This window comes from Streptomyces sp. NPDC060000, assembly GCF_042737375.1.
In the GTDB taxonomy this organism is placed as follows: domain Bacteria; phylum Actinomycetota; class Actinomycetes; order Streptomycetales; family Streptomycetaceae; genus Streptomyces.
Genome location: NZ_JBHWUU010000008.1, coordinates 108,626 through 123,282, shown reverse-complemented (window position 1 = coordinate 123,282; position 14,657 = coordinate 108,626). Strand labels below are relative to the sequence as shown.

The window sequence follows — 14,657 nt, the reverse complement described above, 5'->3', positions numbered from 1 at the left end:
TCAAGCGGCCCTGACCCGGTCCATCCACTGGACCGCCGTTGACATTCGTTCGGGCGACTGTCTTACTTACCGCCCAGAACGGTCATGAGCGTCAGCGACAAGCCCTGGCTGGCTGACCGGCAACCCTCGCTCCGCGGTGGGGTGCCCCAGGTGACGACCGGACCGACGTTTCGGTAGTGACGTATCGGTAAGCGCGAGGGCCCCTCAGGGGCCGGGACAGTGACGGTGACGGACATGTACGCAGCTCATCGGACGGCGCCCCGCCGCCCCCGGGGCTGCGTACGGCCGTACCTCGACATCCTCGTCGCCAACCGCGCCGTCGACCTTCTCCGCGTGAACAGCGCACTGTGTACCGCACCGGGCCGTGCCCGCTGTCGGGGCTGAACGAACCCCCTCACACCTCAGCCCCGCCGCCGCGTTCCTGACGAACACCGCCCGAGCGGTGTGCCGTTGTCCGCCCCACCCCGGTCTCCAGTACGCATCCGTGCGCCATGCCCGGTGCGCTGCCGCCGAGCGGTCCCCGCCGCCCCGCCGAAGCGCACGCAGCCGCCCACGCCTGCCGTGACCCGGGGTGTCCGACTCCCGCCGGAGCCCCTCATGAGTGAACCCCCAGGCGCAGTGACCCTCGCCGAGGCCGCACCCGCCATCGACACCCCGTCAGAGAAGCTCACCGCCCAGCGGGTCCAGCCGCTGCGCCGGCCGGGCCGCTGGATCGCCACCGCCGTGGCCCTGGTCCTGGTGGCGCAGTTCGCCCACGGACTGATCTCCAACCCCTTCTACCAGTGGGACCGCTTCGGCTACTGGTTCCTGAGGCCGGTGATCCTCGACGGACTGCTGGTCACCCTTGAAGTCGCCGCCTACAGCGCGGTGCTGGGCCTGCTCGGCGGCATTCTGCTCGCCGTCGCCCGGCTCTCCAGGAGCCCGGTGCTGCGCGCGGTCAGCTGGACCTACGTCTGGGCGCTGCGCTCCATCCCGCTGATCGTGCTGCTGCTCTTCCTCTACAACTTCAGCGCCCTGTACCAGACCCTGAGCGTGGGCGTCCCCTTCGGCCCGGCGTTCTTCCGCTTCGACGAGTCCCGGCTGGCCACCGACATGGTGATCGCCGTCGTCGGCCTCAGCCTCAACGAGGCGGCCTACGCCGCCGAGGTGGTCCGCGGCGGCATCCTCTCCGTCGACCAGGGTCAGCACGAGGCGGCCGCCGCGCTCGGCCTGCCCAAGGGCTACCAGTTCTGGAAGATCGTGTTCCCGCAGGCCCTGCGGTCGATCACTCCGAACTACGTCAACCAGCTGATCGGCCTGGTCAAGTCCACCTCGCTGGTCTTCTACGTGTCCCTGCTCGACCTGTTCGGCACCGCGCAGACCATGGGAGCCACCTACCCGGGCGACATCGTGCCGCTGCTGCTGGTCGTCACCGTCTGGTACCTGATCCTGACCAGCCTCGTCTCCGTCGTCCAGTTCTACGTCGAGCGGTACTACGCCCGGGGCGCCACGCGTTCCCTGCCGCCGACGCCGTTGCAGAAACTGCGGACCGGTCTCACCGACCTGCGGGCCCGCATCCGCCGGGAGGCCGCCGTATGACCACCGAGACCGTGCAGAGCTCCGAGACCGCCGGGATCGTCCCCGCCGCCGTCGAGGTGCACGACGTGCACAAGTGGTACGGCGCCCACCGGGTCCTGGACGGAGTGAGCCTGACCGTGCGGCCCGGCGAGGTCACCGTGATCCTCGGTCCGTCCGGCTCCGGCAAGTCCACCCTGCTGCGGGTCGTCAACCACCTGGAGAAGCCCGAGATCGGCTACGTCAGTGTCAACGGCGAGCTGATCGGCGTCCGCAGGCACGGCGACCGGCTGCGTGAGCTGAGCGAACGGGCCATCCTGACCCAGCGCGGCCGGATCGGCTTCGTCTTCCAGAACTTCAACCTCTTCCCGCATCTGACCGTGCTGGACAACGTCGCCGCCGCGCCGGTCGCCACCGGGAGACTCGCCAAGTCCGCCGCCCTGGGACTGGCCCGGGAACTCCTGGACCGGGTGGGCCTCGCCGACAAGGCCGGGGCCTACCCCCGGCAGCTGTCCGGCGGCCAGCAGCAGCGCGTCGCCATCGCCCGCGCCCTCGCGCTGCGCCCCGGCGTGATCCTCTTCGACGAACCCACCTCCGCCCTCGACCCCGAGCTCGTCGGCGAGGTCCTCGCGGTCATCAAGGACCTGGCGACCAGCGGCACCACGCTCGTCATCGTCACCCACGAGGTCGGTTTCGCCCGCGAGGTCGCCGACCGGGTCGTCTTCATCGACGGCGGGAAGATCGTCGAGCAGGGCCCGCCCGGCGAGGTCCTCGACAATCCGCGGCACGAGCGGACCCGGGACTTCCTCAGCAAGGTGCTCTGACACCGACACACCACGACTTCCCCCCACGCCACCACCCTCTCATCCAGTCACAAAGGACGGCCATGTCTGCCCACTTCACCCGACGCAGCCTGATCCGCGGCATCACCGCGGCGACCGCGGTCGCCACCCTCGCCACCGGGCTCGCCGCCTGCGGTGGTGACAGCGAGGCCGCCACCAAGACCGACAGCGCCGCCGGCAGCGTGACCGTCGGCCGGGCGTCCAACGGCGCCGCCAAGGAGACCGCCCTGAAGGTCGCCGAGGTCAAGTCGATCAGCGCCGAACTGCCCGCCGCCGTCAAGAAGAGCGGCAAGCTGAACATCGGCATCGGCGCGCTGCCCTCCGGCTTCGCCCCGCTGGCGTACGTCGGTGACGACCAGAAGACCCTCACCGGCGCCGAGCCCGACCTCGGCCGTCTGGTGGCCGCGGTCCTCGGCCTGACGCCCGAGACGAAGAACTTCACCTGGGAGAACCTCTTCGTCGGCATCGACAGCGGCAAGGTCGACGTCGGCTTCTCCAACATCACCGACACCGAGGAGCGCAAGAAGAAGTACGAGTTCGCCTCCTACCGCCAGGACAACCTCGGCTGGGAGGTCAAGAAGTCCAGCAAGTGGAACTTCGACGGAAACTACGAGAACCTCGCCGGTCTGACCGTCACCGTCGCTTCCGGCACCAACCAGGAGAAGATCCTCCTGGAGTGGAAGAAGAAGCTGGAGTCCGAGGGCAAGAAGCTCACCGTCAAGTACTACCCGGACCGCAACGGCATCTACCTGGCGCTCGCCAGCGGCAAGATCGACGCGTACTTCGGCCCCAACCCCGGCATCGCCTACAACGTCTCCCAGACCGCAGGCAAGGCCAACGCCACTCGCAACGCGGGGACGTTCTCCGGCGCCGGCGAGACGCTCCAGGGCCTGATCGCCGCGACCGCCAAGAAGGACAGCGGCCTCGCCAAGCCGGTCGCGGACGCCATCAACCACCTGATCGAGAACGGGCAGTACGCCAAGTGGCTGGCGGCCTACAACCTCTCCAACGAGGCCGTCGCCAAGTCCGAGATCAACCCGCCGGGACTTCCCCTGGACAACTCCTGACGCCCCGTCGTCTCGGCGATGGCACATGCGAGTCGAGTCAGCACACGACAGGAAGGGACTCCGCCTCCGTGGCCTCCCCGATCGACCTCCGCGGAGCCGGATTTCCGACCGTCACCCACCCGCACCCGCTGGACAACGCCGTCTGGGCCGCGCTCACCGGCCCGCACGCCCCTCTCGCCGAACGCCTGGGCCGCGCCGCACGCTACCCGGCCGACATCAACGCCTTCGCCGCCCTCGCCGACCCCGGGGACCCGGCCGCCTGGGCCGACCTGCACACCCTCGTCGGCCCCGGAACCACCGTACGCGTCAAGCCTGTCGACCTCGTTCCCGACGGCTGGGAGGTCACCGGCGGGGGAGAGGGCGTGCAACTCGTCGCCACCGAGGAGTTCCGCACCGAACCGGCACCCGAGGCCGTCCGCCTCGGGCCCGACGACGTGCCGGAGATCCTCGGCCTCGTCGCCCGCACCCGGCCCGGCCCCTTCCTCCAGCGGACCATCGCCCTCGGCACCTACCTCGGCATCCGCCACCGGGGCCGCCTGATCGCCATGGCGGGCGAGCGAAGCGAGATGGGGGTCCCCCCGGCCGGAGGCTGGGGGAGGCTGCGACCGCCGGGCTGGACCGAGATCAGCGCCGTCTGCACCGACCCCGACCACCGCGGCAAGGGCCTCGCCACCCGACTGATCCGCGCGGTGGGCGCCGGCATCCGCGACCGCGGCGACACCCCGTTCCTGCACGCCGCCGCCGGCAACGCCCCCGCGATCGGCCTGTACGAGTCCCTGGGCTTCGTCCTGCGCCGCCGCTCGGCCATCGTCTCGGTGCGCACCCCGGGAACATCCGGCGCGGCCCGGGCGTTCTGACTGATGACGAGATGTGTGAGGCGCCGTCCGGCGCCAGGAAAGAGGGGGGAGCGGACGTGACCCACATACGCCGCGCCGTGCACCTCCACTCCCGGCCCCACATCGACCTCCAGCGCGTGGCCGGCGCGCTCTGTAGCTCCTGACGCTCCCCCAGCCCTCGGCCGGGGGACCAGTTCTGGCTGCGCTCGCCCCCGCCACGTGCCCGCGCCATCCCTGCGCGCAGGCCGGCGCTCTCGTACGGACCTCCAGGAAGGCACCCTCGTGTCCTCGACCCCCTCCTCCCCGCTGCATCTCGCCGTCGCTCTGGACGGCACCGGCTGGCACCCCGCCTCCTGGCGTGAGCCCGTCGCCCGACCCCGTGACCTGTTCACCGCCGGATACTGGGCCGACCTGGTCGCCGAGGCCGAGCGCGGACTGCTCGACTTCGTGACCATCGAGGACGGCCTCGGTCCGCAGTCCTCCCACTTCCTGGACCCGGACGACCGCACCGACCAGGTCCGCGGCCGCCTCGACGCCGTCCTGATCGCCTCGCGCATCGCCCCGCTCACCCACCACATAGGCCTGGTGCCGACGGCGGTCGTCACCCACACCGAGCCGTTCCACCTCTCCAAGGCGATCGCCACCCTCGACTACGTGAGCACCGGCCGGGCCGGCCTGCGCGTCCAGATCACCGCCCGCCCCACCGACGCCGCCCACTTCGGCCGCCGCACCATCCCCCGCATCGAGGCCTATGACGCCCCGGCCACCCAGGACCTGGTGACCGACCTGTTCGACGAGGCCGCCGACTACGTCGAGGTCGTGCGCCGCCTCTGGGACAGCTGGGAGGACGGCGCGGAGATCCGGGACGTGGCCACCGGCAGGTTCATCGACCGCGACAAACTCCACTACGTCGACTTCGAGGGCCGCCACTTCAGCGTCAAGGGGCCCTCCATCACCCCGCGTCCGCCGCAGGGCCAGCCCCTGGTCACCGCACTCGCCCACGACACGGTCCCCTACCGACTGGTGGCCCGCGCCACCGACGTCGGCCATGTCACCCCGCACGACAGCGACCACGCCCGGGCGATCGTCGCCGAGGTCCGCGCCGAACAGGAGCGGGCAGGGCGGGCCACGGAGCCGCTGCACCTCTTCGGGGACCTGGTCGTCTTCCTCGACGACGACCCGGCCGAGGCCGCCGCCCGCCGCGACCGCCTCGACGCCCTCGCCGGCGAGGAGTACCGCAGCGACGCCCGTATATTCACCGGCTCACCCGCCCAACTTGCCGACTTGCTACAGGAGTTGCAGGAGACCGGCCTGACCGGCTTCCGGCTGCGCCCCGCCGTCGCCGGCCACGACCTGCCGGCCATCACCCGGGGCCTCGTCCCCGAACTCCAGCGCCGCGGCGCGTTCCGCCGCGCCTACGAGGCCGACACCCTGCGCGGGCTGCTCGGCCTGCCCCGCCCCGCCAACCGCTACGCCGCCCCGGCCCACGCCTGAGCGGGAGGGAGACCCCACCATGAGCAAGCCCCAGAAGCAGATCCACCTGGCCGCGCACTTCCCCGGCGTCAACAACACCACCGTGTGGAGCGACCCGCAGGCCGGCAGCCACATCGAGTTCGGCTCCTTCGCCCACTTCGCCCGCACCGCCGAACGCGCCAAGTTCGACTTCCTCTTCCTCGCCGAGGGTCTGCGCCTGCGCGAACAGGGCGGCAAGATATACGACCTGGACGTGGTCGGCCGCCCGGACACCTTCACGATCCTCGCCGCGCTGGCCGCCGTCACCGATCGCCTCGGCCTCACCGGCACCATCAACTCCACCTTCAACGAGCCCTATGAGGTGGCCCGGCAGTTCGCCAGCCTCGACCACCTCTCCGACGGCCGCTCCGCGTGGAACGTCGTCACCTCCTGGGACGCCTTCACCGGCGAGAACTTCCGCCGCGGCGGATTCCTCCCGCAGGACGAGCGCTACTCCCGCGCCAAGGAGTTCCTCGCCACCGCGGGCGAGCTCTTCGACTCCTGGCGGGGCGACGAGATCGTCGCCGACCGGAGCACCGGCACCTTCCTCCAGGACGCCAAGGCGGGGGCCTTCGTCCACGAGGGCAGCCACTTCGACATCCAGGGCCGGTTCAACGTCCCGCGCAGCCCCCAGGGCCGCCCGGTGATCTTCCAGGCCGGGGACTCCGACGAGGGCCGCGAGTTCGCCGCCTCCACGGCCGACGCGATCTTCAGCCGGCACGCCACCCTCGATGCCGGCCAGACCTTCTACACCGACGTCAAGGCACGCCTCGCCAAGTACGGCCGGCGCGCCGACCAGCTGCTGATCCTGCCCGCCGCGAGCTTCGTCCTGGGCGACACCGACGCCGAGGCCGAGGAGATCGCCAAGGACGTCCGCCGCCAGCAGGTCAGCGGCGCCACCGCCATCAAGCACCTGGAGTTCGTCTGGAACAGGGACCTCTCCGGCTACGACCCGGAGGGCCCCCTGCCCGACATCGACCCGGACCTCGGCGAGCACCACATCGCGCGCGGCCGCGCCCAGGTCCGGATGTACCGTGACCCGCTGGCCACCGCCCGCGAATGGCGCGAGCTCGCGGAAGCCAACAACTGGTCGATCCGCGACCTGGTCATCGAGACCGGCAACCGCCAGAACTTCGTCGGCTCCCCGGCGACCGTCGCCCGGACGATCAACGACTACGTCCAGGCCGACGCCGCCGACGGCTTCATCCTCGTCCCGCACATCACCCCGAGCGGCCTCGACGGGTTCGCCGACAAGGTCGTCCCGCTCCTCCAGGAACAGGGCGTCTTCCGCACCGAGTACGAAGGCACCACGCTCAGGGACCACCTCGGCCTCGCCCACCCGGACGCGACGGGCGGCGCCGACCGGGTGGCCTCGTGAAGTTCCTCGCCATCACCCTGATCGTGCACCGTCCGGACCCGGTCACCGGCGTCCGCAAGCCGACCCGGGAGCGCTTCCGCGAAGTGGTCGACAACGCCCTGCTCGCCGAGGAACTCGGCTTCGACGGCTTCGGCGTGGGGGAGCGGCACGAGCGTCCCTTCATCTCCTCCTCCCCACCGGTGGTACTGAGCCACATCGCCGCCCTCACCCGCCGCATCCGGCTCTTCACCGCCGTGACGACCCTCAGCCTCCTCGACCCGGTCCGCGCCTACGAGGACTACGCCACCCTCGACCACCTCTCGGACGGCCGCCTGGAGCTGATCATCGGCAAGGGCAACGGCGCCGCCCAACGCGAGCTGTTCCAGGTCACGCCCGACGACCAGTGGGAGCGCAACGCCGAGAGCTACGAGGTGTTCCGGCAGATCTGGCGCAACGACCAGGTCACCGCCGCCACCCGGTTCCGCCCGGAGCTGACGGACGCGGAGGTGTGGCCCCGGCCCTACCAGCAGCCCGTAAGGGTCTGGCACGGCAGCGCCACCAGCAAGGAGTCCGTCGACCTGGCCGCCCGCCACGGCGACCCGCTGTTCTCGGCGAACGTCACCCACCCCATCGAGCCCTACGCCGAGCTGATCCGGTACTACCGGGAGCGCTGGGAGCACTACGGCCACGACCCGGCCGCCCTCGCGGTCGGCGCCGGCTCGGCGGGACTGTACGTCGCGCGCACCTCCCAGGAGGCCGCCGAGGCCTACCGGCCGATCTTCGAGGGCACGCTCGCCTTCCAGAGAGAGGCCGGGCTGCCCGTGGTCTTCGAGACGCTGGAGGACTTCGTCGAGCGCAGCTCCGCCCTGATCGGCAGCCCGCAGCAGATCATCGACAAGGTGTACCGCTACCACGAGCGGTTCGGCCACACGGTGCTGCATGTGCACGCCGACGCGAGCGGCCTCACCGACACCCGGCACCGCGACTCGCTGGAGCTGTTCCAGTCGGAGGTGGCGTCGGTGCTCCGCAAGGACATCCCGGACCCCCCGTTCGACTGGGGCCCGGTGCTTTTGACGCCGTCGACCACCGAGGAGCCGACCCGTGTCTGACATCCCCCTCGGCGTTCTCGACCTGGTCCCGATCTCCTCGGGATCGACGGCCGCGGACGCCCTGCGCAACTCCGTCGACCTGGCCCGGCACACCGAACGCCTCGGATACGCCCGCTACTGGTTCGCCGAGCACCACCTCAACCCCGGCGTCGCGGGCACGTCCCCGGCGGTCGTCCTGGCGCTGACCGCGGCCGCCACCTCCACCATCCGGCTCGGCTCCGGCGCCGTACAGCTCGGACACCGCACCGCCCTGTCCACGGTGGAGGAGTTCGGACTGATCGACGCGCTGCACCCCGGCCGCTTCGACCTGGGCCTGGGCCGCTCGGGCGGCCGTCAGCCCGGCGAGCGGGGGAGTCCGCCGCCCGTGGCCACCCCGGTCGTCGACGGCCGGGCCCCGAACGGTCTGCTGATCCCGCCCCGCTTCTCCTTCGAACGGCTCCTCGGCTCGCCCCGGATCGCCCTGCAACGCAGGCTGCTCCTCCTGCCGAACGCCGAGTCGCAGGACTACGCCGAGCAGATCGACGACATCCTCGCCCTGCTGGCCGGTACCTACCGCTCCCCGGAGGGCGTCGAGGCGCATGTCGTACCCGGCGAGGGCGCCGATGTCGACGTGTGGATCCTGGGCAGCAGCGGTGGCCAGAGCGCGGAGGTCGCGGGCGCCCGGGGCCTGCGCTTCGCCGCGAACTACCACGTCAGCCCGGCCACCGTCCTGGAGGCGGTGGACGGATACCGGGCCCGCTTCAAGCCCTCCGCGTCCCTCGACGCGCCCTATGTCAGCGTCTCCGCCGATGTCGTCGTGGCCGAGGACGACGCACGCGCCGCGAACTCGCCACCGGCTACGGCCTGTGGGTGCGCAGCATCCGCACCGCCGAGGGCGCGATCCAGTACCCGACACCGCAGGAAGCACGCGCCCACGTCTGGACCGACGAGGACCGGGTGCTCGTCCAGGACCGGATCGACACGCAGTTCGTCGGTTCCCCGGCCCGGGTCGCCGACCTCCTGGAGCAGCTGCGGGAAGCCACCGGCGCCGACGAACTGCTCGTCACCACCATCACCCACGACCACGCGGACCGCGTCCGCTCCTACGAACTCCTCGCCGAGGAGTGGCGCCGCAGAGGTCACTCGTCCCAGTCGAGTTGATGCACCGGCGTCCCCAAGGACCGCCCGTACGCGACCGCCTCGGCGCGGCCGGCCTCGTCGCCGCGCCGACGGCGGAACACCTTCCCGGCGACTTCGTGCTCCGGGACAACCAGGCCACCCGGCACTACGCCGTGGACGACTACGGCGACGGTGCCCGCGTCCACCGCAAGGTGCTCGCCGTGGAGCCCCTGCGCTCCGCCCCGGCCGCACAGGCCACGACGTCCAGCAGGCGTCGGCCGGCGTCGCCGGCGAACCACTCGGCGTGGCCGACGTAGTACTCGTAGGCCAGCCGCGTGTTCTCCGCCGACCGGGTGACGCCGTGGAAGTAGCCCAGCTCGGACAGCGCGAACTCGGCGTGCACCAGCGGCAGAAGCTCCGGGAGTGCCGCCGATTCGGCGGAGGTGAGCGGTCGTACGGACTGGTAGCCCTCGACGAGCGCCGTCACGTCCGCCTCGCGTACCGGGTAGCCGGGCCGCAGCCACTGCACGGTGTTGCGTTCGATCGCCGTGGCCAGATCGTGCACGGCGGTCGTGCGGTCGCTCATGCCGAAGTCCAGGACGGTGCGGACCTGTCCGTCCCCGCCCCACAGCAGGTTGGAGGCGTGCCAGTCGTTGTGAGTCCACAGGGGTTCCAGACCGGACAGATGCGGTGCGAGCCGTTCGTGCAGCGGCAGCAGCGCCCGCCGGGTGTCCTCGCGCCATGGGAAGCGCCTTATTCCTGAAGCGAGTTGTGGCCGCTCGTCCAGGTAGCGTTCCAGCGCCTCCCAGGGATCCCGGGCGGCGAACACCGTGAACGAGGCGACGAGCGGCTGCACCCGCCGCCGTGGCGCGTCGAACCCCCGCGCCGCCAGGTGCAGTCGGGCCAGCGCCGCACCCGCCGCCGTGGCGTGCGTGGCGGAGCGGAAGGGCGACCAGGACAGCGCGTCCCGGTACAGGTCCTCCCCGGCACCGGCCGAGTGCACCTCGTACGTCCACGGCCCGCGCCCCGCCGCGTCCAGGACCTCCACCACCGGCGCGCCGTGCTCCCGCAGATGGCGCAGGAAGGCGTGCTCCTCGGCCAGCCCTTCCGGTGAACGCACACCGACGTGGTGCCGCTTCACGAACAGCCGCCGTCCGTCCCGCTCGACGACGGCCGCCGCGGACAGCGGGCGAGGACTGCGCCAGACCACCCGGGCACCCGCCCCGACGACGTCCGTCACCTCGTCGTCGGTCAGCGGCGCCCAGTCGGGCTCCACCGGATCGGTGCCGAGACCGTGAGCCAGATGTGAACTCACGGTGTCTTCACCGCCGTTGTGCCGCGCAGCGCCTCCAGGAGCCGGCGCTCGGTGGCCGCGAACCCGGGCGCGGTGAAGTCCTCCGCCCCGCGCGGGCGGGCCAGCGGCACCTCCACGCGCTCGACGACGGTGGCCGGGCGCGAAGACAGGACGTGCACGGTGTCCGCGAGCAGGACCGCCTCGCGGATGTCGTGGGTGACCAGCAACACCGTCCACCGGTGGCGCTGCCACATCTGCGCCAGCCACAGCTGCATCTCGGTGCGGGTCAGCGAGTCCAGCGCCCCGAACGGCTCGTCGAGCAGCAGCACCGGACGCTCCAGGACGACCGTGCGCAGCAGCGCGGCCCGCTGCCGCATGCCTCCGCTGAGCTGCGAGGGGTACGCCTTCTGGAACCCGTCGAGCCCGAAGTCGGAGAACAGCGCGTCGGCCCGGGCCCGGGCCTCCCTCCTGCGCACGCCCTGCGCCTCCAGGCCGAGCGCGGTGTTGTCCAGCACGGTCCGCCAGGGGAACAGCAGGTCCTTCTGCGGCATGTAGGCGACCTTGCCGGACTCCACCCCGGCCGGTTCGCCCTCCACCAGCACCTGGCCCGCCGTCGGACGGTCGAGCCCGGAGACGAGGTTGAACAGCGTGCTCTTGCCACTGCCGCTCGGCCCGATGACGGCCGCGAACTCGCCCGGTTCCACCGACAGTTCGAGCCCTCGCAGGACCTCAAGCGAGCCGAAGGACTTTGCGACCCCGTCGATACGCAGACTGCTCATGACCTCTCCTCCCGCTGCGCCCGCTCCCACGGCAGCACCAGCCGTTGCAGCAGACAGGCCGCCCCGAACAGCGCGACGCTCAGGGCCGCCGTCACTCCCACCGCCGCGAACACCAGGTCCGTCCGGAACGCGCTCTTCTGCGCCTGCATGTAGATCCCGAGCCCGGCCTCCGCGCCCGCGTACTCCGCGAACACCGCGCCGACGACGGCGTAGGTGATGCTCACCCGCAGCCCGGCGAAGAAGTAGGGCATCGCGCTCGGCACCCGCACCAGCCGGAAGGTCCGCAGCCGTCCCGCGCCCAGCGAGCGCAGCAGCCGCATCGCCTCACGGTCGGTCGAGGCGAACCCGGCGGCCAGGTTCGCGGCCAGCGGGAAGAACGTCGTCAGCGTCACCACCAGCATCTTCGGCAGCAGCCCGAAACCGAACCAGATGATGAGCAGGGGAGCCACGGCCACGATCGGGATCGTCTGCGAGGCGACCAGGAGCGGGTACAGGCCCCGGCGGGCCGCCGCCGAGAAGTCCAGCACCACGGCGACCAGCCAGGCCGCCGTGAACGACAGCGCGAAACCGAGCAGGGTCTCCTGGAGCGTGGGCACGGTCTGCGTCCACAGGTCCGCGCGGCTGGCCCAGCCCTGCTCCAGCACCCGCGCCGGCGACGGCAGCATCGCCGGATCGACGCCCGCGCCCGTCACGTACAGCTGCCAGCCGCCTACCACGACGGCCAGCACCAGCAACGGCGGCCACAACGACCGCAGCAGCGAACTCACTTGGCGGCCCCGGTGCCGTCCGAGGCCGGCAGGTAGGCGTTGGTGAAGTAGGACGCGGCATCCGGGGCCTCGGTCAGCTTCCTGCCGTTCGCGTCGCTCAGCAGCCCCGCCCGGTACTCGAAGTCGGCGAAGGCCTGCCAGCGCTCCGCGCTCTGGACGCCGATCGTGCCGTCGGCGGCCCGGTAGTACTCCTTCGCGAGCAACTGCTCGCTCTTCTTCACGAGTCCGGTGTTGGTGAGCACGCTCTTGTTGGCGTCGACGAGGAGATCCGCGGCCTGGTCGGGGTGGTCGGCCGCGTACCGGTACCCCTTGTCGACGGCGGCCAGGAACTTCTTCGCGAGCTCCGGGTTCTTCTTCAGGAAGCGGTCGGAGGAGGCGAGGAGGGTCGAGTAGATCGCCGGGAAACCGTAATCGGACAGCTGGAAGTTCTTCAGCGGCTTACCGCTCAGCTCCGCCTCCAGCCCCTCCCAGGTCGGCATCGGCATCGCGAAGTCCGCCTTCCCCGCGTAGAGCGCCGCGTACGCCGAGGTGCTGAGGGTCACCTGCCTGAAGTCGCCCTTGCCGCCCGCGTTCTGGATCACCTTCTGCAGGAGCGGCTTCTCGTAGGGCGCGCCGAAACCGGCGTACGTCTCGCCGTCCAGGTCCTTCGGGGACGCGATGTCCGTACGGCCGGCGCGCACCGCGATGGTGACGTTCGTCTTCTGGGTGACCGCGTAGACGGAGGTGATGTCCTGCCCGGCGGCGCGCGCCGTGGTGACGCCCTCCTGGTAGGACACGCCGAAGTCGGCCTTGTGGCTCGCGATCAGCGTCTCGGGCGCGGTCGAACCGTAGGGCACGATCTTCAGATCGATGCCGGCGGCCTTGAACCAGCCCTTCTGGCGGGCGACGTAGATGCCGGTGTGGTTGGTGTTCGGCGTCCAGTCCAGGGCGAGGGTGACGGTCGTGGTGCCGTTTCCGGCGGTGGCGTCGGCCGAGGGGTCCGCCGAGCAGCCGGTGGCGGCGAGGACGGCCGACGCGGCTATGACGGACAGGGCGGTACGGCGGTGCATGAGGTTTCCTTGGGGGCGAGGGGAGTGGGAGCGGTGCCGGCACGGTCACACCCGGCGACACAGCGCGCTGTCCACCCGCTTGAAGTCGACGGCCAGTCGCCGGGTCAGCCCCCGCGCCTGGCAGGACAGGACACTCATGCGGCCACGGCCGGCAGCAGCGCGTTGGTGAAGGAGCGGTCCCAGTCCCGGTCGTGCGCGAGCGCGCCGTGTTCCGCGAGCCAGTGCGCGTAGGGGCCCGTCCGCCCCGGATCGATCACTCCCCAACGGCCTTCCGGATCCGTCCAGGTGGGCGCGATCAGGGCGAGGGACCGGGCTATCAGCGGGCGCGGGAAGTAGGGGATGACCCCCTCGAGCAGCTCCAGCGTGCGCTCGGGGTCCTGCGCGGCGGCCGCGTAGCCCCGTGCCGTGACGGCGAGGAAGTCCCGTACGAGAGACGGCCGTTCGGTGAGGAGGTGTTCGTTCGTGCCCAGCAGGTAGCTGTGGTAGCGGGGTGCGCCGATCTCGTCGACCGGCCAGGTCACGCGCTGCTCCTCGGGGAGGTCGCCGCGCAGCGCGTCCCAGGACCAGTAGGTGCCGAAGGTGGCGTCTGCCTCGCCCGCCTCGATGTCGTCCACGGTGAGCTCGCGCGTGCCGGCGTCGATCATGACCACCGCGTCCGGGTCGCCGCCGTCGGCCGCCACCAGATGGCGGACCATGGCCAGGCCGCGCGGGGTCGGGTTCAGGGCGACGCGGTGGCCCGCGAGTTCGCGGGGGCGGGTGATACCGGTGGACGCGGTGGTCTGGATCGCCTCCAGACCCCGGTGGTTGACGGCTGCCACGGCGATCAGCGGCTGGCCGTGCGCGGCACGCCGGGCCAGCAGCCGGTTGGGCGGGAAGACACCGAAGTCCACCTCGCCGCGTGCCAGGTACTCCAGGGTGTCACCCCGTCCCGGATCCTGGACCACGAGTTCCACGTCCAGCCCTGCCTCCGAGAACCAGCGGTGGGCACGGGCCACGTAGAAGCCGGAGGAATTGGGCCAGGGGTGGAAATAGTCGAGCATGACCCGGATGTGCGGCATGAGGGAACTCCGAAGGCGGCGCGTGAGGACACGGAAGGGTGGCGGAGGAGGGGGAGAAGCGGGGTGACGTGCGGCGGACGCCCGTCGGGTCAGACGGACCGGCGACAGCCGCACGTGCGACAGGGGCACGCGGTACAGGGCCACATGCGACAACAACAGGAGCTGCCCGCCGGGGTGGAGACCACCGGAGGCTTCGGCTCTACTGCTGCGGACACGTGTACTCCTACGCGGGGCGCCTGGGCGCGTTTCGTGCGGTCGGCGTCCCCATGGGGACCGCGTTCGACGAACGGATCCCAGACGCCCTCTCAGCCCGTCCGGGGAGGGGCTCCCGCGTA

At 71.4% G+C, this 14,657-nt stretch carries 14 protein-coding genes, 1 pseudogene and 1 riboswitch; of the genes and pseudogenes, 9 read left to right on the top strand and 6 right to left on the bottom strand.

The genetic code is table 11. The features are described from left to right. Positions 1-80: 80 nt before the first annotated feature. Positions 81-200: riboswitch (SAM riboswitch) on the top strand. Between the two features lie 397 nt (positions 201-597). From ACFWBB_RS07125 to ACFWBB_RS07085, 9 genes and pseudogenes are all read left to right on the top strand, one after another. Continuing rightward, complete coding sequence (locus ACFWBB_RS07125; protein WP_385267968.1) at positions 598-1,578, top strand: amino acid ABC transporter permease; 981 nt, start codon at positions 598-600, stop codon at positions 1,576-1,578. Further along, positions 1,575-2,378, top strand: coding sequence for an amino acid ABC transporter ATP-binding protein (locus tag ACFWBB_RS07120; protein ID WP_385267966.1), 804 nt, complete (start codon positions 1,575-1,577; stop codon positions 2,376-2,378). Before ACFWBB_RS07125 ends, ACFWBB_RS07120 begins: the two co-directional genes overlap by 4 nt. Before the next feature lie 62 nt (positions 2,379-2,440). Continuing rightward, a complete protein-coding gene (locus ACFWBB_RS07115; RefSeq protein WP_385267964.1) occupies positions 2,441-3,463 on the top strand; it encodes an ABC transporter substrate-binding protein in 1,023 nt (340 codons plus the stop codon). Between the two features lie 68 nt (positions 3,464-3,531). Next, a complete protein-coding gene (locus ACFWBB_RS07110; RefSeq protein WP_385267962.1) occupies positions 3,532-4,320 on the top strand; it encodes a GNAT family N-acetyltransferase in 789 nt (262 codons plus the stop codon). 11 nt (positions 4,321-4,331) lie between these two features. Further along, positions 4,332-4,463, top strand: coding sequence for a putative leader peptide (locus ACFWBB_RS07105; RefSeq protein WP_385267960.1), 132 nt, complete (start codon positions 4,332-4,334; stop codon positions 4,461-4,463). Positions 4,464-4,581: 118 nt separating this feature from the next. Next, positions 4,582-5,793: an LLM class flavin-dependent oxidoreductase gene (locus ACFWBB_RS07100; protein ID WP_385267958.1), complete on the top strand. Its 1,212-nt coding sequence runs from the start codon at positions 4,582-4,584 to the stop codon at positions 5,791-5,793. 19 nt (positions 5,794-5,812) lie between these two features. Further along, positions 5,813-7,189, top strand: a complete 1,377-nt coding sequence (locus ACFWBB_RS07095; RefSeq protein WP_385267956.1) for an NtaA/DmoA family FMN-dependent monooxygenase — start codon at positions 5,813-5,815, stop codon at positions 7,187-7,189. Then, positions 7,186-8,277, top strand: a complete 1,092-nt coding sequence (locus ACFWBB_RS07090; RefSeq protein ID WP_385267954.1) for an LLM class flavin-dependent oxidoreductase — start codon at positions 7,186-7,188, stop codon at positions 8,275-8,277. The genes ACFWBB_RS07095 and ACFWBB_RS07090 overlap by 4 nt, the downstream gene beginning before the upstream one ends. Then, positions 8,270-9,417: pseudogene (locus ACFWBB_RS07085) on the top strand (LLM class flavin-dependent oxidoreductase). The gene ACFWBB_RS07090 and the pseudogene ACFWBB_RS07085 overlap by 8 nt, the downstream one beginning before the upstream one ends. On the opposite strand, the gene ACFWBB_RS07080 reads toward ACFWBB_RS07085, so the two are convergent. The 6 genes from ACFWBB_RS07080 to ACFWBB_RS07055 form a co-directional block, all read right to left on the bottom strand. Further along, the gene (locus ACFWBB_RS07080) at positions 9,396-9,581 is read right to left on the bottom strand and encodes a hypothetical protein (RefSeq protein WP_385267952.1); all 186 of its coding nucleotides are present in this window, start codon (positions 9,579-9,581) and stop codon (positions 9,396-9,398) included. The pseudogene ACFWBB_RS07085 and the gene ACFWBB_RS07080 sit on opposite strands and share 22 nt — an antisense overlap. Beyond that, the gene (locus ACFWBB_RS07075; protein WP_385267950.1) at positions 9,557-10,690 is read right to left on the bottom strand and encodes a phosphotransferase enzyme family protein; all 1,134 of its coding nucleotides are present in this window, start codon (positions 10,688-10,690) and stop codon (positions 9,557-9,559) included. Before ACFWBB_RS07075 ends, ACFWBB_RS07080 begins: the two co-directional genes overlap by 25 nt. Further along, on the bottom strand, positions 10,687-11,448 hold the full coding sequence (locus ACFWBB_RS07070) for an ABC transporter ATP-binding protein (RefSeq protein ID WP_385267948.1): 762 nt from the start codon (positions 11,446-11,448) through the stop codon (positions 10,687-10,689). Before ACFWBB_RS07070 ends, ACFWBB_RS07075 begins: the two co-directional genes overlap by 4 nt. Beyond that, positions 11,445-12,215, bottom strand: coding sequence for an ABC transporter permease (locus ACFWBB_RS07065; protein WP_385267946.1), 771 nt, complete (start codon positions 12,213-12,215; stop codon positions 11,445-11,447). The genes ACFWBB_RS07070 and ACFWBB_RS07065 overlap by 4 nt, the downstream gene beginning before the upstream one ends. Continuing rightward, a complete protein-coding gene (locus ACFWBB_RS07060; protein ID WP_385267944.1) occupies positions 12,212-13,264 on the bottom strand; it encodes an ABC transporter substrate-binding protein in 1,053 nt (350 codons plus the stop codon). Before ACFWBB_RS07060 ends, ACFWBB_RS07065 begins: the two co-directional genes overlap by 4 nt. 134 nt (positions 13,265-13,398) lie before the next feature. Then, positions 13,399-14,322, bottom strand: a complete 924-nt coding sequence (locus tag ACFWBB_RS07055) for an ABC transporter substrate-binding protein (RefSeq protein ID WP_385267942.1) — start codon at positions 14,320-14,322, stop codon at positions 13,399-13,401. Positions 14,323-14,657 lie beyond the last annotated feature (335 nt).